Genomic DNA, 25,673 nt, shown 5'->3' on the forward strand with positions numbered 1-25,673 from the left:
GGCTCCTGGTCGTATGAGCGGTTGCCTCTCCCGGTCCTCAGCCGAGCGCCGGGCCTCAGCCGAGCGAGCGGGCCAGTTCCTGCCGCAAGGTCGCCTGGAAGGTGTGCACATGCTGCGGGCTCATCAAGGTGTAGTGCTCCCCGTCGACCTCGATATAGGCGTTGGGGTCACGAGTGAACTCGTCCCAGTGGCTCAGCTGATTGTCCAACCACTCCTGTTTGGTGCCGCGCAGCGGAGTGCAGTAGAAGACCTTCACCTGCCCGACCGACCCCGACGGTTCGTAGTCACGGCCCAGGTGCACCATGCTCTGGGCGAGGTCGACCCAGGCGGTGAACCGCTCGAGGGTGAGGTCCAGTTCGGTCAGCCGGCGCCTCGGCGCATGGTCGATCAGATAGGCCAGCTGGTCGGCCTCGGGCAGCGGGCGGAGTGTGGCGGTCAGCTCCTCGATGTCCGCGGCGTTGATCAACTCGAGGAACAGCGCCAGGTTGATCGCGCCGTCGGTGAAGGTAATCTCGTTCATGCGGCCGGAGATCCGCGGAGGCAGGTTGAAGACACCCACGAAGTCGACCTGGTCGCCGTCGGCTTCCAACCGCTTGGCGATCTCGAACGCCACCGCCCCGCCGTAGGAGTACCCCGCGACGGCGTACGGGCCGCTGGGCTGCACCCGCCGGATGGCCTCCACATAGGTGGACACCATGTCGGCGAACGATCCGAAGTGGGTCTCCCCCTGGCCGAACCCGCGTGCCCGCAGCGCGTAGAACGGCCGCTCGCCCGTGAAGTACTTGGCGAGATTGATGAACACCAGCACCTCCCCCAGGCCGGGATGGACGCAGAACAGGGGCGTCCCGTCCCCGGTAACCTGCAGCGGCACCAGCGGATCGTAGGCGGAATCCCCGGCAGCATCGACGACCCGCCCGGCTCTCAGGCGGCCGGCCAGCGCGCGCACCGTCGGGGCCTGCAGGAGCGTGGACATCGGCAGATCGTCGATGCCGAACCCGATCTGAATCTCCAGCTTGAGCCGCAACACGTCCAGCGAGGTGCCGCCCAGATCGAAGAAACTGGCGGTCGCCGGCACCTTCTCGGTGTTCAGTACGCGGGCGTAAATGTCGGCCAGTGCCATCTCGACGTCACCCTCCGGCGCCACATAGCCGCCGAGGAACCGGGTGCTCACCTCATCCGACCGACGGGCCGCCGCGTCCAGGCTCCCGGCCTCGACGGCCGCGCGCAGCCGCGACCGTTGGACCTTGCCGAGGTTGCCGCGGGGGATCTCGGCCTCGGCGACGGGGAGTATCAGCTGAGGACGGAACCCCCAGTGCATCACCGTGGAGCTGCGGATCGCCACGATGGCCCGGTACACGGCCGTGTCGTCGGCGGGATCGCCTGCCGGGACGAACGCGACGGCGAGCTGTTCGGAGTCGGCCCCCTTCGGTCGGATCGGAAAGGCCGCGACCTGCCCGCGCTTCACCCCGTCCAGCTCGTCCAGGACCGCTTCCAGGTCATGGCTGTAGTAGTTGACGCCGCTGACGATGATGGAGTCCTTGGTGCGGCCGACCAGCATCAACCGACCCTCGGGGTCGAGGTAACCCAGGTCGCCGGTGCGGAACCAGCCGTCGGGGGTGAACGCCTGGGCGGTGGCCTCGTCATTGCCGAAGTAGCCGGCGGAGACCATCGGGCCGCGCAGCTGCACCTCACCCGGCTCCGCCGTGCCGGGCTGGCCGGTGGAGGCCAGCACCGCGCCGTCGCCGCCCGTGATACGGATCCGCAGACCCCGCACCGGGCGGCCCAGCGGAGGGAATTCCGTCCCCCGGTCGCGGGTGGCGAAGTGGCGGTTGAAGATGGAGCCCGCGCAGGTCTCGGTCATCCCGAACGCGGGCACGATCACGTCCTCGCGCAACCCGTAGCGGGAGAGGGTGTCCAGGAATGTCCGTACGGTGGTGGTCACGGTGGCCTCACCGCCGGAAATGATGTACCGCACCCGTGACAGGTCCAACTCCCGCTGGGAGGGTTGCCGCCCTGCGAGGGCTTGATTGATCTGCCCGAACAGGAAGTTCGGGGTGAAGGTCACGCGCACCCGGTGCGCCGCCATCAGCCTGAGGAACTCCACAGGGTCCGCCAACACCGTGGCCGGAACCGTCATGACCTGGTCGGCGCCATTGAACATCGGCAGCAGGTGCGCCTCTATCGCGGCGATGTGATCGGCCGAGATCCAGTTCAACGAGGTGTCATCGGGCCCGAGTTCCAGCGCCCTCGCCTTCCCGGCCTGAGCCGCCAGCAGGTTGGCGTGGGTGAGCCTGACCGCCTTGCTCGATCCGGTGGACCCGGAAGTGAGCATCAGCAGGGCGAGATCGTCCGGCGCGGGCGTATGGAGCTGATCGTGCTCGGCCGAGGCATGGCTCAGCTCCTCGACCGTCACGGTCCGCAACCCGACATCGGGCAGGTCTGCGTGAGCCGCCTTGGAAACGACCATCAACGGGTCACCCAAGAGCGTACGCAGATGCTCCAACTGCGCACGCCACCGGGAGGGGTCGGCCGGCGGTGCGATCGGGCACGGCACGACACCGGCGAGCACACACCCCCAGAAGGCGCGGAAGAAATTCTCCGGATCATTGGCCTCGATCAGCACCCGGTCGCCCGGGGCGGTGCCGCAGCCGCGCAGCCCGTGAGAAATCCGGCAGGCGCACTCCCGCAACTCGGCGTACGACAGGAACGGGCCGCCGATGAACGTGATGCCTTGAGCTGTGTCAGAGGCGGCACGCTCGAGCAGCTGTGGGAGCGTCGAAGCAGGACGTTGATCCGGCATGGGGAAAGTCCTCCGATCGGGAGTGACGGAAAACAAGAGAGAGCAGAGGCTCGGGCGAGGCGTATCGAGAAAGACACCAGGCCTGGCTCTGAAATCCCATCGCGCACGGATGGTGATGGGGACCCTGGGGCTGGCGCGGATCTTGGGCGGGTCACAGGTGAACGCGGCTGGGGCCGGGCGCGGCGTGGCGCCTGCGGCACATGGAAGCGCGGCGAGATGATCTCATGGGCGCCGGGCGCCCTGGTCCGGGCGCCCCGGTCCGGGTGGTCCAGCGGATCAGGTGGACCCGGCCTCGTTGAAGCGCACGATGTCCTCGATCATCTTCTGCAGTTTCAGCTCGTCCGGGTCGGATACGATTGCCTTACCCACGAGGCCGTATGGCCCGATCGGCGCATCAGGAGATGAATCATAATCGATCTCATCGAAAAGGAAATTGCGTTCGAAGTCCTCTTGGGTCAGATTGCCGTCCTTGGAAGGGCGCAGCAGAATGCATCCGTGGAAGCGATCCGGCGCCCTGTTCTGGCTCAGGGCTTGAGATGCCCCTTCCCCGAGCGCGAGGCTGATTTCGACGTCGAAGAGGTCGACGCCGAATGTCAACTGGTTCATCTGAGGGGTCAGCCCTCCTGGGATGCGGATGGCGCACTCGCCAAAAGTCAGCCCCGCCTCTGTGGTGAAGATCTCCAGGTGGAATACGCAATCAGGTGCGTTCAGGCCGGCGAGTGCCTCACTGGCGAGCGTCTCCGACTGATGGAACAGGGTTGAATGCCGCCTTCTGTCCAGCAGGTAGGCGGCCATGACGCCGCCTTGTGCGGCCGTCAGCGGTGATACGTGGTAGTTGCTCATGGACGACCATCGGAGATCGCCATCCTCCCAGACTCCGTCGATATAAACTTCCGGGGCGTCTATGAAGGACTCGGCGACGATCTGGACGTCCGAGTGGCCCGGGAACGGCTCCAGGGCTCGTGCATACTCTTCCGGGGAACGGACGATGCTCGTACGGAGCGAGCCGGCTCCGGTCGCCGGCTTGATCACGAAGACGCTCCCCAGATCGTCGACGAGATCCGCGTACGACGTGTCCTGTGACGCGTACCGGCAGCGAGCCCGCCTGATGTGAGGCGGCAGCTTGCTCTTCTGGAGGTACTTGTCCCGGAAATAAAGAGCTGTCTTTGAATCTGTATTCCCGGGCAGGTTCAGCTGTTGCCGCAAATAGATTGCCCCGAACACGCCCATTTCATGGACGCTCAGCGCCCCTACCACGTCATCGATGCGCGCGGAGAGCACTGCCCGCAGCACTTCCTGGACGTCCTCGATATCGATGACACGCTTGAATCGTCGATCCTTCGGGGGGATCGCCGGCTCCTGCGCGATATAGAAGGGATCCAAGCCCCGGCGCCGCAGAGCCTGGTCAAGATCGGCTCTATATCCGATAACAATCATCGTCGGCATTCTTGCCTCCCCGTTTGACGGCCGACCAAAACGCTTAGTCACGTCGTCAAGGCCAACACCGTGGCATCGTCGCACAGGGATACAGAGTTGTGATCCATTACCGATAGGCTGTGATGCAAGTCACAAGTTGAATGATGGGCGGGAATGGAATCGTTCACTCCATTCCTGCTCCACAGGGCGTATTTCGCCGACCTCAACCGAAACGTGGACCTTAGTGCGCGGCGGCGCCGAACTCCCCCATCGCCTGCCGGACGATCGCCTCCAGCCGGGCGTGGTGCGCGCCGCGCCAGTACACACGCCCGCAGGCCGTGCACTGGGCGAAGACGTCGTAGGTGCGGCGCGTGCCACCCTCCAGGCGCTCTCGGACGGCGTCCTTGTCGGCGTCCTTAAGGGGGCCGTTGCACGCGGTGCACCGCGTCCAGGGGGCGAGCGCCGGGGTGAACCGGCCCAGCACATCGCGCAGTTGGTCGTCGGGGCGGTCGCTGTAGACGAACGCCCCGGCCCAGAGCTCGCGCCGCCGCAGCAGCCCCCGGTCCCGGGAGAGCAACACCCGCTGCTGGGCGGCGGAGAGCGCGGCCAGGGCGGGGTCGCCGATGTCCTCGCTCTCGTAGGCGGCGTCCACGCCCAGCAGTCGCAGCCGCCGGGCCAGCGTGCCCAGGTGCACATCGAGGAGGAAGCGCAGCGGCGCGCCGGGCACCCGCTGCGGCCGCGCGACCGCGCGCACCTCCACGGACTCGCCCGCGCGCGGCACATGCGACACCAAAGTCTCGCGGCCGTCCACGAGCAGCCCGCCGACCTCGGTGAGCGGCACGCCGAGCGACTCGACGACGTGGCCGAGCGTGGACGCTCCGTCGGTGACGACGGCGGTCCGGTCCCGGCGCCGCTCCGGGACGGCGAACATCCGCAGTTCGGGGGCCAGGCTGAGGTGGATCTCCGGTCCGTTCACATGGCCAGCATGCCAGGCCTCGGGGCGGGGTGCGGGCACCACTCCCGTCACTTCCGTCGCCTCCCGTCACTCGCCATCGAAATGCAGAAATGATCGACACGCGGAGCACAAGGGCCTCTCGGCGCAATTAAATAGGCGGAAGAAAAATGGCGCGAATATTATGCCCGTTCGGGCACCCTGATCACCGACCATCCGGATCGCCTTGTTCCTGTTGACACTCACGACCGACCACCCCAATGCTGTGATGGTTCGGCCGATCTGCCGCACAACCCATGCCCGCCCTTGCGATGGGAATACGCCATGCCCCCATCGTCCATCGCGCCCGAAAATCAGGGCCGACTGTCCGGGAGCGGGTGACCGCAAGTCCCAATCGCGAGAAAGGACGAATCATGGAAAGTCCTGCCTGGGTGAAGCCGGAAATGCTCCCGATCGAGTTCGAGATCGACCAGCCGTGCTCCTGCGACTGTTCGGGCGGTGCCGGCGCCGGGTCCGGTAACGCGGAGTCCGAGCCGAGACTCGAGATCTGACCGACGGCTGTCGGCAGTCCCCGTCAGCCGGCAGGCGGGGCCCGGCGCGCGGCCGGCGCCCCGCCTGCTCATGGGAGGTGCAGGATGAAGCTACTGGAACAGTGGTCCGACCTGGTCGTTCCCGAAGATCTCGTCTATTTCCGACACTCGGAAAGGCATCTGGTCGCCAACCCCGAGCTGGCCGCCTGGTGTGTGCTGAGCGAACCGGAATCCGCCGTACTGAAGGCGCTCAGCCGTGGCCAGGAGCCCCCGCCGTACGACGGCGGACCCGCTGGGACGGAGCGCGTCCTGGCCAAGCTCGTGCTCAAGTGGATCGTCTATCTGCCCGGACACCGCCCGGCGGTGCGCCGGCCCGAGCCGAGCCTCACCACCGTCTATTACGCGATCACCGACGGCTGTAATCTCCGCTGCCCCTACTGCTATGCCTCGTCGGAGAAGTGCCTGCCCGGCGAGCTGTCCACCGAGGAGTCGCTCGATCTCGTCGACCAGGCGGCGGACATGGGCGTTCGGCAGATGATCTTCACGGGCGGCGAACCGATGTTGCGCAAGGACCTGCTCCTGGTCGCGTCGCACGCCCGCGACCGCGGACTGACCGTCAACATGATCACCAACGGCACGATGATCCGCACGGCGGAGATCGCGCGGCGGATCTCGGAGATCTTCGGCACGGTGACCGTGAGCGTGGACGGCGGCACGGCGGAAATACACGAGCGGACCCGCGGCAAGGGCACGTTCGCCCGGACCGGCAAGGGGCTGGGGCTGCTCAATGAGGCGGGCGTCGTCCCGGTCATCAACCATGTGGTGACACCGGAGAACGTGGACGCCCTGGAGAAGGTCTGCGCATTCGTGGACGACCTCAAGGTGCGCCGGGTGCGCCTCATGTACCACTCGGACCTCGGCCGCGCGGCGACCGACGGATACGATTTCGGATGGCGGGACTTCCAGAAGATCCAGGAATTCTTCTGGACCAATCCGATGGCCGACAAGCTTCTCCCCGACGGCCCCAAGCCCAGCAAGCCCTGCACCATCAGGGGAAACTGCGGCATGGGCGGCAATGAAATCTATATAAATTCACTGGGCGATGTGTATCCGTGCAAACTCGTCACCGAGCCGGTGCACAAGGCCGGTAACGTACGGGAGCACCGGCTGGCCGAACTCTTCGCGGCCCCGGTGCTGGCCGATATGCGCGGCAACAGCGTATTCAGCGGCGAGAACCTCAAGGACTGCCGGCGCTGCTACATCCGGGCGGCCTGCGGCGGCGGCTGCCGGGCTTACCACATGGCGGAGAGCGGGGATGTGCACCGCAACGGCCGCCATCTGTGTCGGATGCTGCGCCACTCCATGATCTCCAACTGGTGGCGGGCCGCCGGAGTGTCCGGACACCAACTCACCGAACACCAGGACCAGATGCTCCAACCCCACCTGGTCCGGGACGACACGGTCCATCCGGTGTACGAGGACTGGAAGACCGCAGGCCGCCGCCTCCTCCCCCTCGTCGACTGAAGGGATACGTCCATGCTCTACCGGATCGCCCCCGACGTCGTCTGGATGGCCGACGACGGCGAAGTGCGGCTCTACGACGCCGGTTCAGGCGAGTTCCAGACCCTCAACAGCACGGGGGCCGAGTTGTGGCTGCTCGTGTCCGAAGGACAGCCCGTCAACGCCATCGCCTCGCAGATGGCGCAGCGGTACGCCGCCGAGGACACCGGAGCGGCAGCCGTGGTCGTGCGGGATGTGCGCGAGTTCCTGGACTCCCTGGCCGGGCAGGGGCTGCTGTTGGCCGACGACGTCGCCCCGCCCAGGACCGCGGGCCCGTCGGCATGACGCCCGCGGTTCATGCGCATGAGCTGGTCAAGCGGTACGACGGCATGGAACACGACGCGGTGAGCCGCCTGTCGTTCGCCATCGAGCCGGGCGAGGTCATCGGGCTGCTGGGCCCGAACGGGGCCGGGAAGACCACGCTCATCAAGATGATCTGCGGGGCCACCGTGCCCACCCGGGGCGCCGTCGAGGTGTTCGGGGTCGACCCCGCGGCGCCCTCGGGAGCGGCCAAGCGCGGGATCGGCGTCGTCCACCAGAGCGGCCCGTTCGACATGATGCTGCCCGCCCTGGACAATCTGCGCAGCGCCGCCAGATACAAGGGGCTGCGCTGGCGCGACGTCCGACGGCAGGTGGACGATCTGCTCACCGCCTTCGACCTGGACGGCAAGACCGCCCAGCTCACCTTCACCCTCTCCGGAGGGGAGAGGAGGCGCTTGCAGGTCATTCGGGCGCTGCTCGGCGATCCGCCGCTGCTGCTGCTCGACGAGCCCTCCGCCGGGCTGGATGTGGGCGGCCGCCGCCAGGTGTGGACGCTGCTGCACGAACTGCGCCGCCGGCACGGGACCACCATGCTGTGGACCAGCCACTACGTGGAGGAAGTGGAGCGCAACTGCCGGCGGGTCCTGGTGGTCAACCACGGCAGGCTGGTCGAGTTCGCGGCCCCGCGCGAACTCGCCGAGCGGTTCGGCGGCCAGGTGGCGTTGGTGCGCCCGGGCAGCCCACGGGACACCGACGAGCTGCTGGCCGTGCTCGGCCGGGGGGAGCCGGCGCTGCGGGTGACGGCCGGGAACGGCGAGGTCGAGGTCAGGGGCCAGGGCATGCGGGCCCGCCTCCCCGCGCTGCTCAGCCATGCGGAGGCGCTCGGCATCGGCATCGGGGCGGTCGAATACCGTACGCCGTCGCTGGAGGACGCCTTTCTGACGCTCGTGGGGGCCGGACATGACGGCTGACCTCGCCCCGGGGTCGGCGCCCGCATCCGCGCCCGCGCCACCGTCCCGGCTGCACGGGGACGTCGCTGCGACGATGTACCGCGAGTACCTGCTCCTCACCCGCAACCGCACCAATCTGCTGCTCGCCATCACACCGAGCGCGGTGTACCTGCTGCTCTTCGCCACCTCCCTGTCCCGTCTGGTCGGGGACGTGCGGTACGAAGGCCGTCTCGTCAGCTACCCGGAATTCGCCGTCCCCGCCCTGCTGCTCTCGTCGATGCTCGCGGCGGCCACCACCGCGGGCACCTCCCTCTTCCAGGAGCGCATGGGACGGATGGATGTCGAACTCTGGTCCTACCCCCTGCGGCGCGGCAGCTATGTGGCGGGGAAGCTCCTCGTCAGCACGCTGCTCGTGCTCGCGCAGAGCCTGGCCGCGCTGGGAGTCTCCCTCCTCGTGTTCACCTTCCGCTGGCCGCCGAGCCATTGGGCTGCGATCTTCTGTGGGATCGCCGCCGCGTCGATGGCCTTCAACGGTCTCTACCTGCTGCTCGCCACCTTGTTCAAGGATTTCCAGCGCTTCACGGTGACCATCAATGTGCTCGCGCCCACGCTCCTGTTCGCCAGCCCCTCGTTCTATCCCGCGCAGCAGATGGCCCCCGTGCTGCGCTGGCTGTCCTGGGCCGATCCGGTGACCTACGGGATCCGCTGCATCCGCGACGGGGCCCTCTTCGGGTTCGGCGCCGCCTGGCCGTGGATGCTGATGCTGCTCGCCATCGCCGCCGTCGCCTGCGCCCTCATCGGACGCTCTCTGATGGCTCGCGCCCGCGAGATCTGACGCCGGCGGACCCGGGCCGCGCTGTCCGTGCCCGGCCCGGGTCCGCCATACGAGCCTGACCTGCTGGTCAGGGGATGAGGTGGACGACGATCTCCGTCTGGGGGGCGCCCGGGTTGACGGCGTGGATGAAGCCGTGTGCGGTGCGGTAGCTGCCCGTGCCTCCCGTGATGGCCAGCGTGACGTCCCCGGCGCCGGCGGCCGTGATCGTGAACCGTCCCTGGAAGGTGATCTGGCCCTGCGGCAGGACGAGGGTGCCCTGGCACAGCAGGTCGCTCTCGTCGACTGGCTCGACCCGGGTCAGTGTGCACACCTCGCTGAAGGTGCCCACCGGTTGGCCGTCCCGCAGCACGTTCCCGCTGATGATGAGCTCGTCTCCCTGGCTCGCCCCAGGGCCGTCGAAGTCCAGGGAGGTCTGCTGGGTCGGCTGGGTGAGCAGGTGGAAGACAGTCTCCCGACGGGACGGGTCAAGGTCGTCGCCCCCGAGGGCCGAAGCCGGGACGGCGCAGGCCACAAGGGCGGCAAGCCCGGTGACCACGCTGAGGCCGGCACGCTTCAGGTGATGCATGGCGCTTATCTCCTCTGCAAAGCACAGGGCCAACAATGCCCATGTGTCAGATAAATAGAGGATCCGACCAAGATCGTGACTGCGCGACTGGTCCTAGCCATCCGTGTGATCCGGCGCGGGCCCGGCGCCCGGTTCGAACACCACCGACCACGGCCTCGGCCGCTGCTGGTGCCGCTCCTCGTGCCGCTCCTCGTCCGGGCGCGCGGGCAGCCGCCGTGCCGTCGTCGCGTCGCGGGCCACGGCCTCCGCGGCGACGCCCGCGAACCGCCGGGCCTCCGGATGCGTACGCTCCTTGGGCCAGACGGCGGACATCTGCTGGACGAGCGGGCGCCCCGCCAGCGGACGCCAGATCACCCGTGGCTCCCGTCCGGCCACCCGGCCGTCGTCGAAGGCCACCCCGCACCCGGCGGCGACCAGGCCGACCAGGAACTCGGGGTTGCGCGCATGGCGGACGGCGGTCGGGGCGAAGCCGCCCGCCCGGCAGAGGTCGAGCGTCCGGTCGTACCAGCCGGGGGCGCCCTCCCAGGGGAAGAGGACCAGGTCATGGCCGGAGAGGTCGGCCAGGGAGACCTCCGGCAGACGGGCGAGCGGGGAGGTACGGGCCAGCACCACCCCCAGCTCGACACCGACCATGGGACCGAGCGTCAGATCGGTGGCGCCCTCGCACGCGACAGGATGGTGCACCCAGCCCACGTCGAGCCGCCCGCGGGACAGCAGCCGCACCTGCTCGGCCGTGTCCACCTCCTGCAGATCGATCCGCAGCCCCGGGCACTGGTCGGCGCACGCCGCCAGCAGGGCGTGCAGGGTGCGGGCGGGCGTCTGGGGCGGCACTCCGGCCCGCAGGGTGGCCGGCTCCCCGGCGCGGGCGCGGTGCATCACCGTACGCAGCCGCTCCTCGCGGGCCAGCAGTTCGCGCGCCTCCCGCAGCAGCAGCGCACCCGCGGCGGTGAGCCGCACCTGACGGCGGGACCGGTCGAACAGCTCCACCCCCATCTCGCCCTCGAGCCTGCGGACGGCCTGGCTCAGCGGAGGCTGTGCCATGCCGAGCAGGTCGGCGGCGCGGCTGAAGTGCAGCTCCTCGGCGACGACAATGAACAGCCGCAGGTGGCGTATGAGATCCACCGGCCGACCATACGCGACACACGAGGGGGACCGTGACATTGGCATCGATCGGGGAGGCCGGGGACGTCGGGAAGCTCGCGGAGATCGAGGGGCAGGTGGCGGCGGTCTTCGAGGCCGCGGGGGCGCGGGGGCGGCTGCACGCGGTCGGTGTCGACGGCGGGCGGGAGATCGGCGTCGGCGCGGACGAGCCGGTGGTCATCGCGTCCGTGTTCAAGATCCTGCTGGTGCTGGAGTTCGCGCGGCAGTCGGCGGCCGGACAGCTCGACCCACGGGAGCGGGTGCTGCTGACTGCGGCCGACCGGCTCGGCGGGTGGGGCACCGCCGGATGCCTCGACGACGTTGAGATGTCCCTGCGCGATCTGGCGTACTTCGCCCTGTCGGTGAGCGACAACACGGCGGCCGATGTGCTGATGCACCGGGTGGGCCTGGACACGGTGCGGCTGCTGGCCGCCGAACTCGGCCTGGAGCGCACGGTGGTCGTGGGCGGCCCTCGGGAGCTGCTGGAGTCCATGCTGGAGGACGTGGGCGCCCGCGACGAGACCGAGTTCGCGGCCGTCTTCCCCACCCTGGGCCCCGAGCGGATGCGGGAGCTGCGGGTGCTCGACCCGCGGCGGACCACCAGCAGCACGGCCCGCGACATCACCCGGCTGCTGGGGCTGATCTGGCGGGACGAGGCGGGGCCGCCGCGGGCGTGCGCACAGGTGCGCGACCTGATGGCCCGGCAGGTCTTCCGCCACCGGCTGGTCTCCGGGTTCCCCGGCGACGTACGGGTGGCCGCGAAGACGGGCACCCTGCCGAGCCTGCACATGGAGGCGGGCGTGGTCCACTACCCGGACGGCGGCCGGTACGCGGTCGCGGTGTTCGCCCGGACCCGCGAACCCGGCACCGTGAACACCGCCGTGGACGCGGCGATCGGCCGGGCGGCCCGGCTGGCCGTGGATCACCTCAGAGGCGCTGACCTGCTGTGATATCCACTCGCATATCGATGGGGAGAAGTTCAGATCTTGGACGGGGGCGGCCGGCGCCTGCTGTGCTGTGGCCATGAACGACGAGCAGAGACCACGCTTCGCCCGCCGTCTGCTGTTCCGGGGAGCCGCCGCGGGGGCGGCCGTCCCGGTGCTGTCGACGGCCTCGGGGGCGGCCGCCGCACCGCGCCGGACCAGGAAGGTCTCGGGGGCGGAGTTCCGCTGGCTGGGGACCACCGGGTGGCGGATCGACTTCGACGGGCGGACCGTGCTGTCCGACCCCTATCTGACACGCTTCGAGACCGGCCTGTTCACGGGCTCCTTCAACGCGCGCACCAAACTGGAGACCAACGAGGAGCTGGTCACCCGGCACACCGGCCGCCCTGAGCTGGTCCTGGTCAGCCACAGCCACTGGGACCACATCAGCGACGTCCCGTTCATCGTCCGCTCCACCGACGCCCGGGTCGTGGGCACCGAGACCACGTACCACCTGCTGCGGGCCTTCGGGATCGACCCGAGCAGGCTGATCGTGGTCAAGGGCGGGGAGGTGCTGGACTTCGGCGGATACGTGGTGGAGGTGGTCGCCGGCCGCCACAGCCGCAACAAGGCCCAGGGCTACTTCGCCCCGGGCACGCTGCACACCCCGCCCTCCGGCAGGCCGGAGACGATCTCCGACCTGCCGGAGGGGGACACGCTGGCGTTCCAGGTGACGGTGGGCGACGGCCCGTCGGCGTTCCTGATGGGCGCGAGCGACTTCAGCGAACGGGACGCCGAGGGCCTGCGGCCCGATGTGGCGATGGTCGCGGTGCCGAGCAGCACCTCGACGCACCGCTATGTGCCCCGGCTGCTGGCGGCCCTCGGCCGCCCGGCCACCGTCGTCCCGGTGCACTGGGACGTCTTCGAGACCCCGCTGAAGGACGGCCCCCGGCAGGACCCGACGATGGACCTGGACGGCTTCCAGGCGCAGGTGCGGGCGGCAGCGCCCGGGACGCGGATCCTGCTGCCGGACTATCTGGCTCCGTACCGTTTCTGAGCTCGTCGTTTCCCGGTCGCACCGGCGGGCCGGCATCAGCCCTTCCGGCGCCGGCGCCGGTGCGACAGCAGGACCCACTCCTCGTGCGCCAGCCTCCCGAGGAGCGCCCCGCCGAAGACCACGTAGCCGACGCCGACCAGCCAGGACTGGACGACCAGGACCGTGCCGACGGGGCCGTACGAGACGGCGCTGGAGGCGATCAGCGGGGAGAACACCAGCCGGGAGAAGATCCGCAGACCCAACAGCCCGAGGCCGGTCGCCAGTGCTCCGGGCAGCAGGGCGCCCCAGCCGATCCGCCCGCCGAGCAGCACCCGCTGCGACCACCAGAAGAACACGACCGTCCCCACGATCCCGATCCACAGCCGCCACCCCGGCCCGAGGTGCGAGGAGAGCAGGAGGTAGCCGATGAGCACCGCGAGCCACACCAGATGCCGCCAGACGGTGTGCCAGCGGCCCGGGGGAAGCTCCCACACCTTCTCGTAGCCGGTCTGCACCGCCGCGCCGAACCGGAGGCCGAAGACGCACAGCGTCGCCAGACCGAAGGCGGTCGTGGTCTCCAACGCCTGCCGCGGTGGAGCGAACAGCCGCCTCACCTCGTCCCGCGACCCGTCGGCCACTCCGAGGCCCTCGGCCAGCCACTGGGCGAACCCGTGCCGGTTCACCGGGTCGGCAGCGGCGACCACGATGAGCAGCGGTACGAGCGTGAGGAACCCGAGCGCGGCGAACCCCATGGCGCGGTGCAGCAGTTCGAACTCGCTGCCGCGCCGCCAACCGCGCCCCATCGGGGAGGCGTGGAAGGCCTCGTGCAGCCGCTTGAAGGGGGATTCATGGTCCCGCCGCGCCCTTGCGCCGCGCGGCGTTTTGTCGTCTCGCGGCGCTCCGTCGTCCCGCGGTGTGGGCCCGCGCACTCATGAACCTCCGCTCGGCCTGTGCTCGGGTTCCGCACGGAACACCATACCATTTGTCCCGCAAGTCCATTTCAGGAGTTGGCTACTCGCCGTCGCCCACAGCCCGGTCACCACCGCGAGCCGCTGTGCCACACTGTGACTGAGGAGAGCGACTCCATGAACGGGCCCGAGAGGCAGCACTCACCAGTGGAGGAGCTGTTCGCCGCGAGCGGTTCGCTGGGCAGGCTGATGAGCGGCATCGACTGGTCGGCGACCCCCCTGGGGCGGACGGACACGTGGCCTGTCCGGCTGACCGAGGCCCTCCGGATCACCCTCGACTCCGAACAGCCGATGGCGCTGTTCTGGGGCCCCGAACTCCGGATGCTGTACAACGCGGGCTACGGCAACCTCATCGGCAGCAAACACCCGGGGGCGCTGGGCCGGCCGTGCGGCGAGGTGTTCCCGGAGAACTGGGGGGCGACCACGGGTCCGCTCTTCCGCTCCGTGATGGACAGCCGCAAGCCGATCCTCGTCAAGGACATGCGCTTCGCGCTCATCCGGCGCGGCTTCCTGGAGCAGTCCTACTACGACATCTCCTTCCAGCCGGTGACGCTGCCGGACGGCACGGTGGGCGGGGTGCTGTCCGTCGTCACCGAGACCACGGCCCGGGTGCTCAGCGAGCGGCGGCTGCGGCTGCTGGCCGCCCTCGGCTCCAGGACGGCCGGGCTGCTCACCCCGCAGGACGTCGCCCGAACGGTCGCGGAGATGCTGGACTGCCACCGCGAGGACGTACCGTTCACCGCCGTCTATCTTGCGCCGCGGCCCGGAAGGCTGCGGCTCGCCGCCGCCACGGCCGTAGCGGCGGATGCCACGGGGCCGGCCGAGGACCTCCGGCTCGACGGGGCCGCCGAGGAGGGCGGGCTCGCGGCGCGGCTGGCCGCGGTGGTCGGGGACGCCGCCCCGGCCTGGCTCCCGGGTTCGCTGCTCGGATGGCCGGAGGAGAAGGCGCTGGCCCATCCGCTCATCCGCTCGGATGAGGTGGCGGGCGTACTCGTCACGGGGGTCAATCCCAAGCTGCCCGTCAACGCCCCCTACCGGGACTTCTACGATGTGCTCGCCCGCGGTGTCAGCTCGGCCCTGGCGGCGGCGCACACCCAGCAGGAGCACCGCCGGCGCGCGGAGGCGCTGGCCGAGCTGGACCGCGCCAAGACGACGTTCTTCTCCAATGTCAGCCATGAGTTCCGCACCCCGCTGACCCTGCTGCTGGGGCCGGTGCAGCAGGCCCTCTCGGTGGAGGACCGGCCCGAGCGGCGCAGGCAGCTGGAGCTCGCCGAGCGCAGCGCGCTGCGCCTGTTGAAGCTGGTCAACACGCTGCTCGATGTCTCCCGGGCGGAGGCCGGGCGGCTGAAGGGCAGCTTCGAGCCGGTGGATCTGTCGCGTGTCACGGCGGAACTGGCGGCGGTGTTCCGCTCCGCCTTCGACCTGGCGGGGCTGAGCCTGCGGGTGGAGTGCCCCCCGCTGCCGGAGCCGGTGCACGTGGACCGGGAGATGTGGGAGAAGATCGTCCTCAATCTGCTCAGCAACGCGCTGAAGTTCACCTTCGCGGGCGGGGTCACGGTGCGGACGGCCGCTGCCGGGGACCGGGCCCGGCTGACCGTGGCGGACACCGGCACCGGTGTGCCCCCGGAGGAGCTGCCGTATCTCTTCGACCGCTTCCACCAGGTGCGCGGGGCGCGCTCGCGCTCGCGCGAGGGCAGTGGCATCGGCCTCGCGCTCGTCAAGGACCTGGTCGAGCTGCACGGGGGCACCATCTCGGTGAAGAGCAGGCCGGGCGAGGGCACCACGTTCACCGTCGAGGTGCCGTTCGGCACCGACCATCTCGCGGCCGGGGCCACCGGCGCCGTCGCCGGCCACCGCGGCCATGAGGGGACCGCCCGGCAGGAGCGCACCGCCGCCTATGCCGGGGAGGCGCTGCACTGGCTGCAGAGCGGCATGGACAGCGACATGGACAGCGACACGGGCATGCCCGCGGACACCGGCGCCGCCCCGGCCACCGCTGCCGACGAGCGGTCCGCGGCGGCTTCGCAGGAGGGCGACGGCACCCGTCGGCCACTGCTGCTGGTCGCCGACGACAACGCCGATGTGCGCGACTACCTCAAGGAGCTGCTCGGCCCGGACCACGACGTGCTGCTGGTCGGGGACGGACAGACGGCGCTGGAGACCGCCCTGTCGCGCCCGGTCGACCTGGTGCTCACCGATGTGATGATGCCCCGCCTGAACGGATTCGCGCTCGTACGGGCGCTGCGCTCGGATCCGCGGACCACCCGCCTGCCGATCATCGTGTTGACCGCCAGGGCCGGGGAGGAGGCGACGGTGCGGGGCCTGCGGGCGGGTGCGGACGACTACCTCGCCAAGCCCTTCTCCGCCCGCCAGCTGCTCGCCCGGGTGCGCGCCAACCTGGAGCTGTCGCGGCTGCGCGAGGAGGTGCTCACCGAGAGCCGCCGCCGCGCGGCCGCGCTCACCTCCCTCGCCCAGGCGAGCATGCTGTTCTCCGACAGCCTCGACCCGCCGCAGGTGCTGGAGACCGCGACGGAGGTGCTGATTCCGGCCTTCGCCGACGAGATCCGGATCCGCGTCACCGACCCGCGGGCGGAGCAGTCCGTGTTCGCCGCCGGAGAGCGGACGGCCGGGCCAAAGGAGCTGGAGCGCGCCCTCGGCGACAGCCTCGGGACGGGCCGCGCCGGGGCGCCCCCGCCCGACACCGTGCTGTCCGTGCCGCTGGTCGCCCACGGCCGGACGCTGGGGGCGCTGGCCGTCGCCAGGTGCGGGCGCGCCTACCGCGAGGAGGACCGGAGCCACCTCGAATCCCTCGCCAGCAGACTGGCCCTCGCCTACGACAACGCTGCCCGGTTCCGCAACGAGCGCCGGCTGGCCCTGACCCTGCAGCGGGCGCTGCTGCCCCAGCACCTGCCCCAGGTGGCCGGTCTGCGCACCGCGTCCTACTACCGGGCCAGCACCACCGGTACGGAGATCGGCGGCGACTGGTACGACGTCATCGCGCTGCCCGACGGGGCCATGGGGCTGGCGATCGGCGACGTGATGGGCCACGACGTGGCCGCCGCGACCGTGATGGGCCGGCTGCGGCCCGCCCTGCGCGGCTTCGCGCTCGACCGCGCCTCCCCGGGCGCGCTCCTCGCCAAGCTGGACGCGTATCTGCGGTCGCTGGACGTCGAACACTTCGCGACGTGTCTGTACGCGATGTACGCCCCGCGGACCCGCCTGCTGCGGTGGGCCTCGGGCGGACACCTTCCGCCGCTGGTGGTGGCGGGCGAGACCACCGGTTTCCTTGAGACCCGGCCGGGTGCTCCGCTGGGGCTGGCGCAGGGGGCGCCCGAGGACCACGAGACGCGGCTGCCGGCCGGCGCCGGGCTGCTGCTGTTCACCGACGGCCTGGTGGAGAACAGCAGGCTCTCCGTCGACGAAGGGCTGGCGGCCCTGCGGGCCACCTGCGCGGGGCTGTCCGCGGCGGCCCGGCTCGACCCGCAGCGGATCATCGACCGCTCCATGGGCCTGCTCCGCGCCCCCGGACACGTCGACGACGACACCGCCCTGCTCGCCGCGTCGGCCGGGTCCTGAGCCTCAGCCAGGTCCCAGGCCCTCGCCAGATCCAGGGCCTCGCCAGATCCCTGGGCTCCGCCCGGGCACCGGTCTTCCGCCGGGTACCGGGAACGGCCGGGCCAGGCCGGATCGCGGTCCAGCAGCGCGGCCCGCACCACCGGGGCGACCGGCCGCCGTGGCGCCACCCGCCGCGGGGCGGCAGCGCGGGCGAGGGCGCGTCGGGTGAGGGGCCGTGCCGGTCTCCGTCCCCTCCACGAAGGCGCTGAACCGCCGTCTGCCGGGGCGGCAGGCGCCGCCGACCGCGCGGCGGCCGGAGGTGGTGGCGCCGGGCGCCCTTGCGCCCGGACGTACAGTGGGGAAAGGCGTGGCGTGCCGCGATGCGCCCGCCACCACGCGGCCGGTCCGTGACACGGACAGACACGGGTAAAGGATGCCGCCATGGCCGACCCGAAAGGCTTTCTCACCACACCTCGCCGGCTTCCGCCGCGCCGCCCGGTGGCCGAGCGGGTGCGGGACTGGAACGAGGTCCAGGTACCCGGCGGCCTGCTGCCGATCGTCGGCGCCCAGGCCGGGCGCTGCATGGACTGCGGCATCCCGTTCTGCCACGAGGGCTGCCCGCTGGGAAACCTCATCCCCGACTGGAACGACCTGGTCGCGCGCGACGACTGGCGGCGGGCGAGCGAGCGGCTGCACGCGACCAACAACTTCCCGGAGTTCACCGGCCGCCTGTGCCCGGCACCCTGCGAGAGCGGGTGTGTGCTGGCCATCAACCAGCCCGCGGTGACCATCGAGAACGTCGAGCGGGCCATCGCGGACCGGGCATGGGAGAGCGGTCAGGTGACCCCGAAGCCACCGGAGCGGCTGTCCGGGAGGACCGTCGCGGTCATCGGCTCGGGCCCGGCGGGCCTGGCCGCGGCCCAGCAGCTGACCCGCGCCGGACACACGGTGGCGGTGTACGAGCGGGCCGACCGGGTGGGAGGTCTGCTGCGCTACGGCATCCCCGAGTTCAAGATGGAGAAGCGCCACCTCGACCGCCGCCTGGAGCAGATGCGCGCGGAGGGCACCAAGTTCCGTACGGGTGTGGGCGTGGGCACCGATGTGGACGCCGCGGAGCTGCGGGACCGCTACGACGCGCTGGTCATCGCGGTCGGGGCCACGGCGTGGCGGGAGCTGCCGGTGCCGGGGCGGGAGTTGGCCGGAATACACCAGGCGATGGAGTATCTGCCGCTGGCCAACCGGGTCCAGGAGGGCGACTTCGCCCGGCCGCCCCTCACGGCCGAGGGCAGACACGTGGTGATCGTCGGCGGCGGGGACACCGGCGCGGACTGCCTGGGCACCGTGTTGCGCCAGGGCGCGGCCTCCGTCACCCAGCTGGACATCCACGCCCAGCCCGGGGCCGAGCGGCCCGAGGACCAGCCCTGGCCGGTCCACCCCAGGATCTACCGGATGTCCGCCGCCCACGAGGAGGCCCAGGAGCTGGGCGCGTCCCCGGACGCCGACGTGGACGCGCGGCTGTTCTCGGCCGCCACGATCCGCTTCGAGGGGGCGGAGGGCCCTGGCGCGGCGGGAGCGGCGGGAGCCGTCCGGGCGCTGCGGCTGGTCGGGGTCGACGCGGGCGGGCGGCCCGAGCCGGGCTCCGAGCGGGTGCTGCGGGCCGACATGGTCCTCCTGGCGCTGGGCTTCTCGGGTCCTGAGCGGGACAGCGGTCTGATCGGCCAGCTCGGCCTGGAGCTCGACGCCCGGGGCAACATCGCCCGGGACGAGGGGTTCGCCACCAGCAGCGAAGGCGTCTTCGTGGCGGGTGACGCGGGCCGCGGCCAGTCGCTGATCGTATGGGCGATCGCCGAGGGCCGCTCCGCCGCCGCGGCCGTGGACCGCTATCTCGCGGGCTCCACCACGCTGCCGGCCCCCGTGACCCCCGCGGACCGCCCGCTCGTCGTCTGAGCACCACGGCCCCGGGGTCGCGCTGTCGGACCCGGTGGATAACGTTCTTGGTGGCGGGCCGGGCACGGCGCGCCGGAAAGCGGCATGCGCGAAGAAGGGGAGACAGTGGCACGGGTGACGGGGGAGAGCCGGCATGCCGCGGCGCGGGGGGTGATCGACCTGAGCGACCGCCGGGCGCTGCTGGAGTGTCAGGTGGCGGATCCGGCCGTGGCGGAGGAGGGCCGTCGGCTCAAGGAGGCGGCGCTGCTGGACTTCGGGGTCAAGGACAGCGTGGTGGGCTCGTGGCTGTACGCCAAGTGTCACCACCAGATCGCCACCGCGGCGGTGGAGACGGCGGCGGTGGTGGCCGTGGGCGACGGCAGTTGCCTGCTGCTGTACAACCCGGAGTTCTTCGTCCGGATCGGGCCGAGCGGAGCGCGGTTCGTCCTGTTCCACGAGGCGCGCCATCTGATCCACCGCCATCTGTACGTGGACGAGGAGCTGCGCGCCGACCCGGTGTTCGAGCTGGCCGCAGAGGTGGCGATCAACCATGTGGCCATGGTCCGGCTGGGGCGTACCGAGCTGCCCACCCAGGAGGTGCCCGACGGCCTCGGGGGCACCCGCCGCGAGCCGGTGGGCGTCGACCCCCGCGAGGTGCACCGGCGGTATGTGGCCGATCTGTCCGAGCAGGGCCTGGCGCCGCTGTCGTATCAGGACTTCGTCGACACCGACCTCGGGGTGTACGGGGAGCTCAAGCGGATGAGCCGGCCCCCCGTTCCGCCCGCGGTGTGCATCCACATGCGCCTGGCCGGGGCCGAGCAGGGCGAAGGGGCGGGCCCCGGGCTGCCGATGGACGAGGAGACGCTCTCCGGGGTCGTCGAGGCCACCTTGAGCGAGGTGATGCGCGCGGCGCTGCGCGGCGAGGGCATCGCCCGGGAGGAGATGCTGGGCCTGGCGGACCGCAGTGCCGGGGGCGGCAGGCGGCTGGAGCGCATGTGGGGCCGGATGGGCCTGGCCGCGCTGCGGGGTGAGACCCCGCGGACCCGGCGGGTGGAGTGGTGGCGGCGCTGGCTCTCCGATGTGCTGGCCTCCAAGCTGCGCGAGGGTGAGCGGCTGATCTATCCGAAGAAACAGGGGGCCGTGTTGCTGGCGCTGGGCCACGACCCGATGCTCTCCCGGCGGGGCGCGGAGCGGACCAAGGTCGTGGTGGTCGCGCTGGACACCTCGGGGTCGATGCCGCAGGCGGTGGTCGACTGGATCACCTCGCTGGTGGGCCGGACCGACGGGGTGGAGAGCCACTGGCTGAGTTTCGACGGCGCCGTGATGCCCTTCGTCCCCGGAGAGCGGGTGCTCGGCGGCGGCGGGACGAACTTCCAACTGGTCGTCGACTATGTCGAGGGCCGACTGGCGGTGAACGGGCGGCGGTTCGAGGAGCGCGCCGACGCGGTGATCATGGTCACCGACGGATACGCGCCCAAGGTCACCCCCGCCCGCCCCGACCGGTGGATCTGGTTGATCACGGACGGCGGGAACGACTGGCCGGAGCGGCACGATCCGCCGATGGCCTGCCACCGGGTGATCACCGGCGACAGCTGACGGTCGACTCGTCGGCTGACCGTTTCGGACAATCGACAGACACACAACGAGGGAACAAACCACTGTGAGCAGCGTGGAGACGATGGCACCGGCCGAGGGGGACGCGTCCGCCGGGCGGGCGGGCGGCGCGCGGCAGCCCCGGAAGACGGCGCGGCAGACGCCGCGGCGGACCGGGCCGGGCGGCGGCGCCCGTCTGGAGCAGTTCATCAGCGCGATGATCGCCATGGGACAGACCGGTCAGGTCTTCGGCGAGCACGGCATCGGCAAGACGTCGACGTTTCTCTCCTACGTCCCCGAGGCACACCCCGGCACGGAGGTGATCCTGGTCCCGGCGGCCAATCTGACCCCGGACGACCTGTTGGTCAACGCGCCGGTGCGGGACGACCACAGCGGCGAGCTGGTCCTCACCCAGCTGATCATGCGCCAGCTCACCCCCGGCACCCCCTTTGTGCTGCTGATCGACGACTCGCTGCAGGCCGGCGAGACCATTCAGTCCCAGCTGATGCAGATCGCCTGCAACTGGACGCTCGGCGAGCACGATCTGCGCGCGCTCGGCTGCGTCGGTGTCTTCCTCGCCGACAACGAGTCGCTGGCCGAGACCAGCGCCCGGCGCAGCGATCTGGCCGTTCTGGACCGCATGGTCACGCTGCGGGTGACCGCCAATGACACCGCCTGGCGGCAGAAGCTGGCCGAGCGCTACCCGGACTGGGACCTGACCGAGGTGTTCCGGCTCTGGGCCGGGCTGACCCCGCGGCTGCGCTCGCTGCTGTCCCCGCGCACCCTCCAGCATGTGCTGGACTGCGCCCGCGCCGGGTTTCCATTGTCCTGGGGGCTGCCGCTGGTCGGCGGTCAGCGGCTGCGCCTGCGGGATGTGAAGTCGGACGGCAAGCCGGGTCCCGACCGCACGGCGGAGATCCTGGACGGCATCGCGGCCGCCATCGGCTGTCCGAACCCGGCGGCCATCGCCGACCCGGTGCGCGCCATTTTGCGCACCGCCGTCCGGGAGAACTGGTCCGTGCTGCTCCAGGGTCCGCCCGGCTGCGGCAAGACGGAGATCACCAAGGCGGTGGTCCGGGAGGAGACGGGGCGCGACCCGGTCTACTTCTCGCTGCCGGTGACCAACGTCGAGGACCTGTGTGTGCCGATCCCGACGCCCGACGGCACCTTGGACACGCTGCTCAGCCGCTCGCTCATGGGGCCCGAGTCCAAGGTGATCGTGTGGGACGAGTACAACCGGCCCAAGGACAAGGCCACCTTCGCCAAGCTGATGGAGATCACCCAGGAGTGGTCGCTGGCCGGCCGGCCGATTCCAGGGCTGTGCGCTCAGATAGCGCTGCAGAACCCGCCGTACCACCTCGGCCGCAAGCTGCTGGTCAGCAGCAACAACGTGGCGCAGGCCAGCCGTTTCACGGTCAGCTACGAGGTGAGCCCGCAGGACATCCCCGCCAATGAGTGGTTGATCGGCACCTATGGCGAGGTGGCCGAGACGGTGCTGGAGTGGTGGAAGAGCGACATCGACGACGAGGGCCGGGAGTGGGTCACCAAGCGGACCCTGGAGCGGCTGATCAAGCTGCATCTGGCCGGGCAGCCACTGGAGACCGGGCTGATCTACCTCGGCGACGGGGAGTACGCCCCGGTGCCGCTGTCCCAGCTCGAGGCGCGGCTGTCGGAGAGCTCGGGGCATAAGGTCATCGGGCTGAAGGAGTTGGCGCGCGATGTGGCGGAGTGGGAGACCAGGCTGGCCGCGGCCTGCGAGAGCTCGTCCGAGGGCACCAATGACACCGATCTGGTGCACCAGGTGTTCGCCAACGCCGAGGTCTCGCAGCTGAAGCGCCATGCCGAGGTGGTCGCGCGGCTGTTGCGCCATATGCCGCCGAAGCTGCGCGCCGCCCATCTGGTGGGGCAGACGCCGGAGCGGCAGCGGTTCTGGATCGGCGCGCTGTCCAAGATGGCCGAGCTGTCCGCCACCCCCTGACCCCCGGCTCTTGCCCCTTCGCCCTTCTTGCTCCCCCGCACTCTTCTCAACGATCGGAGAACACCCGACGTGGCGACCCTCGACGACTCCCTGCTCTCGGTCACGTTCCGGCTGGCCGGCCCCGTACTCGCCCCGGACCTGATGGCCCGGCTGCGCGAGGAGGTCATGGCGCTGATGGCCGGGCGGGAACCGCTGCCCGACTATCTGGTGGACACGGCGTTCGCCACCGGCGACGCCGAACTGATCTGGACCCTGTCCGGGTGTCCGCTGACGCGCGAGCGGGAACCGGTGCTGCTGCGCCTTGCCGCGCTGGGCTACACGGCCCTCGGCCCGCGGCTCTACCGGGGGTACGGCGACCGTCGGAAACTGCGGGCCACGGTGTTGGAGGGCGCGAAGCGGAATCTGGACGATCCCGACTGGCATGAGCCGGACGGGCTGGTGGAGTATCTGCTGAACACCAGCAGCGTGGAAGAGCTCCTCCCGGCGCTGCGTGCGCCCTTCCCCGGGGTCGTGCGCCACGCGCTCAAGTGCGTCGGCTACAAGGCGGGGGCGGACGACCAGCTGGCGGCCTGCCAGGCCGTGCTCACCTACGGCGGCGTTGCTGAGCTGGCCGAACTCGCCGAACTGCCCGCGCTGCGCCCGACGGTGGCGGACCTGGTGCGCCGAGCGGTGGCCGCGCCTGACCCGGCGGTTGTGCTGGCGGGTGCCTCGGTGTCCGAGGCCACCGACGAGACCGCCGACAAGCCCGCGGGGCCCGTGCCGGCCCCCGACGCCCCGGCCCTGTCCGGGGCGGACCTGGTGAACCGGCTGCGCGAGGTGAGGTGGACGCACGACGCATTCCCCCTGGGCCACGTGGACTGGGACCCGCTGCTGGCCGAGCACCGGCGGGAGCCCCTGCCGAACAGGGCGCTCCTCATGCTGGCGGCCCGCCAGGACTGCCCGGACGAGATCGTGCTGGCGGCCTACAAGAAGGCGCCCCGCGATCTCCCCGGCTCCTCCCCGCTGCCGTGGCAGCTGCTCACGGACGGCGACTGGAACGGCTCCCACTCCCGCTTCGACCTGGCCAAGCTGCTGGGCCGGGGCATCCACAGCGGTGCCTATCCGGTGACCCGGGTGCTGGCAGAGATCCGCCCTGCCCGCACGGTCCTCAATGCGCTGCCCTACGGTGAGGCTCCCGTCCGCGAGGCGCTGACCGGCCTGGCGGCCGAGCTGGGCGAGGACTTCGCCGCCTGGCGCGCCCTGTACTCGCTGATGCCCCGCTTCGCAGGGACGAGCACGGAGCTGGTCACCGCGGCCCGCGAACAGACGGCCAAGCACCGGGGCAAGACCTGGCCCCGGCCGCTGGCTCCCGAGTACCCGGTCAGCGCACCGGAGGGTGCCCGGGCGGTGTTCCTGCAGCTGTACGGTCTGGCCGCCGAGGACGTCCAGCTGGCGCTCGCGGAGCACCTGGACCGCCGCTCGATCCAGCATCTGCTGGTCCACCACAAGCCGTCGGCCGCCCTGCGCGACCGCTTCGTCGAGCTCTACGGAGTCTCCGTGCTGGCCGGTATCGCCTCCGACTGGGAGCTGCCGGAGAACACCATCGCGGAGCTGCTGCTCCACGACGACCCCGAGATCAACGCCAAGCTGTACATCAACACGCCGCTGACCCCCGAGCAGCGCCGACAGATCCTCTCCGGGCAGCGCAGCCGGCCCGACAGCGGCGAGGGTCCGCTGCCGCTCACCGAGGAGGTGTTCGCGGGGCTGCGGGACAGCGGGCGCCGCCACTGGCTGCTGCCGATCTGCGAGGCCGGTGATCCGCGCCTCGCCCGGATCCTGCTCGGCAAGGTCAAACTGCATACGCTCGCCGGGCAGCTGCTGCTGCTGGTGCGGCTGTGGGAGCGACACGGTGGGGAGGAGGTGCGCGCGCTGCTGGACGAGACCGAGTTTCCCGATCGGCGCAGCAAAAAGCACCCGCTGCCGGCGGCGACCCACAAGATCGTCCGATCCGCGCTGGAGGCACCGGACGGCCTGGCCGAGCTGCGTGAGCGGCTCGCGCGTGCCAAGTCACCCACGAGCCAGGCGACGCATCTGCGCAGCGCGGCCGAGGGACGGCGCGACCAGCTCTCCGCGGCGCTGGAGCGGCTGGCCGAGGAGACCGGCCCGGACCTCCCATGGGAAGAGCTGACGGCCGAGCACGGCCGTGACCCGCTGCCGGACGCCCTGCTGGTCGAGTTGGCGAAGCGCGACGACTTCCCGGAAGAGCTGCGCGCCGACTGCCGGCTCGCGGAGGTGCGGCTGGAGCACCGCGCACATCCGCACCGGCTCACCGGCCCCCGCCCCACCGCTCTGGAGCTGCTGCGCCACCACCAGCTGCCCGGGTATGTGTACGGCCACCAGGAGTGGCTGAACCTGGCGACGTCCTACGGGCAGCTGACCTTGCCGGACATCCTGCACGAGGCCAAGCCCGCCCGCGTCGCCGCGACCTATCTCGCCAACCGCCACCAGGAGTCCCGGGACAGCGACAAGGAGCAGCTGCGCCGGGTCCGCCGGGAGACCGTGGACCTCATCAACGCCCACCTGGGCAAGGATCCGGAGGCGTGGGCGGTGGCCATGCGGCTGATGCCCGAGTTCACCGGCACCCTCCCGGAGCTGCTGGCCACCACGGCCGCGGTGATCAGCTGACGGCGAGCGCGGGCGGCGCGG

The 25,673-nt window shown here is 70.8% G+C and carries 18 protein-coding genes; 12 read left to right on the plus strand and 6 right to left on the minus strand.

Going from position 1 to position 25,673, the window contains the following annotated elements; translation table 11 throughout:
- Positions 1–55 precede the first annotated feature (55 nt).
- The 3 genes from PV419_RS42635 to PV419_RS42645 all read right to left on the minus strand — a co-directional run bounded on the left by PV419_RS42635 (position 56) and on the right by PV419_RS42645 (position 5,192).
- On the minus strand, positions 56–2,800 hold the full coding sequence (locus tag PV419_RS42635; protein ID WP_319698313.1) for a non-ribosomal peptide synthetase: 2,745 nt from the start codon (positions 2,798–2,800) through the stop codon (positions 56–58).
- Between the two features lie 276 nt (positions 2,801–3,076).
- Positions 3,077–4,246 (minus strand): ATP-grasp domain-containing protein, encoded by a 1,170-nt coding sequence (locus PV419_RS42640; RefSeq protein ID WP_319698314.1) that lies wholly within the window; start codon positions 4,244–4,246, stop codon positions 3,077–3,079.
- Between the two features lie 211 nt (positions 4,247–4,457).
- Positions 4,458–5,192: a Mut7-C RNAse domain-containing protein gene (locus PV419_RS42645; protein ID WP_319698315.1), complete on the minus strand. Its 735-nt coding sequence runs from the start codon at positions 5,190–5,192 to the stop codon at positions 4,458–4,460.
- A gap of 389 nt (positions 5,193–5,581) precedes the next feature.
- Between PV419_RS42645 and stsA the strand changes: the two genes are divergently transcribed.
- The 5 genes from stsA (at position 5,582) to PV419_RS42670 (ending at position 9,304) form a co-directional block, all read left to right on the plus strand.
- Positions 5,582–5,719: a StsA family sactipeptide RiPP gene (gene stsA / locus PV419_RS42650; RefSeq protein ID WP_319698317.1), complete on the plus strand. Its 138-nt coding sequence runs from the start codon at positions 5,582–5,584 to the stop codon at positions 5,717–5,719.
- A gap of 84 nt (positions 5,720–5,803) precedes the next feature.
- Positions 5,804–7,222, plus strand: a complete 1,419-nt coding sequence (gene stsB / locus PV419_RS42655; protein WP_319698319.1) for a StsB family radical SAM/SPASM domain sactipeptide maturase — start codon at positions 5,804–5,806, stop codon at positions 7,220–7,222.
- Between the two features lie 12 nt (positions 7,223–7,234).
- Entirely contained in the window at positions 7,235–7,543 is a 309-nt protein-coding gene (locus PV419_RS42660) for a PqqD family protein (protein WP_319698321.1), read from the plus strand.
- The gene (locus PV419_RS42665) at positions 7,540–8,490 is read left to right on the plus strand and encodes an ABC transporter ATP-binding protein (protein ID WP_319698322.1); all 951 of its coding nucleotides are present in this window, start codon (positions 7,540–7,542) and stop codon (positions 8,488–8,490) included. The genes PV419_RS42660 and PV419_RS42665 overlap by 4 nt, the downstream gene beginning before the upstream one ends.
- The gene (locus PV419_RS42670; protein WP_319698323.1) at positions 8,480–9,304 is read left to right on the plus strand and encodes an ABC transporter permease; all 825 of its coding nucleotides are present in this window, start codon (positions 8,480–8,482) and stop codon (positions 9,302–9,304) included. Before PV419_RS42665 ends, PV419_RS42670 begins: the two co-directional genes overlap by 11 nt.
- Before the next feature lie 67 nt (positions 9,305–9,371).
- Here the strand turns inward: PV419_RS42670 and PV419_RS42675 are convergent, their stop codons facing one another.
- Together PV419_RS42675 and PV419_RS42680 are read right to left on the minus strand one after the other, a co-directional pair.
- Positions 9,372–9,869 carry an allene oxide cyclase barrel-like domain-containing protein gene (locus PV419_RS42675; protein WP_319698324.1) on the minus strand — a complete coding sequence of 166 codons (498 nt, stop codon included), beginning with the start codon at positions 9,867–9,869 and terminating at the stop codon, positions 9,372–9,374.
- A 93-nt stretch (positions 9,870–9,962) separates the two neighbouring features.
- Positions 9,963–10,991 (minus strand): LysR family transcriptional regulator, encoded by a 1,029-nt coding sequence (locus tag PV419_RS42680; RefSeq protein WP_319698325.1) that lies wholly within the window; start codon positions 10,989–10,991, stop codon positions 9,963–9,965.
- 38 nt (positions 10,992–11,029) lie between these two features.
- On the opposite strand from PV419_RS42680, the gene PV419_RS42685 reads away from it, so the two are divergent.
- A complete protein-coding gene (locus PV419_RS42685; RefSeq protein ID WP_415925505.1) occupies positions 11,030–11,959 on the plus strand; it encodes a serine hydrolase in 930 nt (309 codons plus the stop codon).
- 73 nt (positions 11,960–12,032) lie between these two features.
- On the plus strand, positions 12,033–12,989 hold the full coding sequence (locus tag PV419_RS42690; protein ID WP_319698327.1) for an MBL fold metallo-hydrolase: 957 nt from the start codon (positions 12,033–12,035) through the stop codon (positions 12,987–12,989).
- A 35-nt stretch (positions 12,990–13,024) separates the two neighbouring features.
- Here PV419_RS42690 and PV419_RS42695 read toward each other — a convergent pair whose 3' ends face one another.
- A complete protein-coding gene (locus tag PV419_RS42695) occupies positions 13,025–13,771 on the minus strand; it encodes a YhjD/YihY/BrkB family envelope integrity protein (protein ID WP_319698329.1) in 747 nt (248 codons plus the stop codon).
- A 282-nt stretch (positions 13,772–14,053) separates the two neighbouring features.
- Between PV419_RS42695 and PV419_RS42700 the strand changes: the two genes are divergently transcribed.
- From PV419_RS42700 to PV419_RS42720, 5 genes are all read left to right on the plus strand, one after another.
- Positions 14,054–17,512: a SpoIIE family protein phosphatase gene (locus PV419_RS42700; protein WP_319698330.1), complete on the plus strand. Its 3,459-nt coding sequence runs from the start codon at positions 14,054–14,056 to the stop codon at positions 17,510–17,512.
- Positions 17,513–17,932: 420 nt separating this feature from the next.
- Positions 17,933–19,438 carry a glutamate synthase subunit beta gene (locus PV419_RS42705; RefSeq protein WP_319698331.1) on the plus strand — a complete coding sequence of 502 codons (1,506 nt, stop codon included), beginning with the start codon at positions 17,933–17,935 and terminating at the stop codon, positions 19,436–19,438.
- A gap of 105 nt (positions 19,439–19,543) precedes the next feature.
- Positions 19,544–21,013, plus strand: coding sequence for a DUF2201 family putative metallopeptidase (locus PV419_RS42710; RefSeq protein WP_319698425.1), 1,470 nt, complete (start codon positions 19,544–19,546; stop codon positions 21,011–21,013).
- An 82-nt stretch (positions 21,014–21,095) separates the two neighbouring features.
- On the plus strand, positions 21,096–22,988 hold the full coding sequence (locus PV419_RS42715) for an ATP-binding protein (RefSeq protein WP_415925506.1): 1,893 nt from the start codon (positions 21,096–21,098) through the stop codon (positions 22,986–22,988).
- A 69-nt stretch (positions 22,989–23,057) separates the two neighbouring features.
- Positions 23,058–25,652, plus strand: a complete 2,595-nt coding sequence (locus PV419_RS42720) for a hypothetical protein (protein ID WP_319698334.1) — start codon at positions 23,058–23,060, stop codon at positions 25,650–25,652.
- Positions 25,653–25,673: the final 21 nt, after the last annotated feature.

The sequence above is a fragment of the Streptomyces sp. ME19-01-6 genome, assembly GCF_033793745.1.
GTDB lineage: Bacteria > Actinomycetota > Actinomycetes > Streptomycetales > Streptomycetaceae > Streptomyces.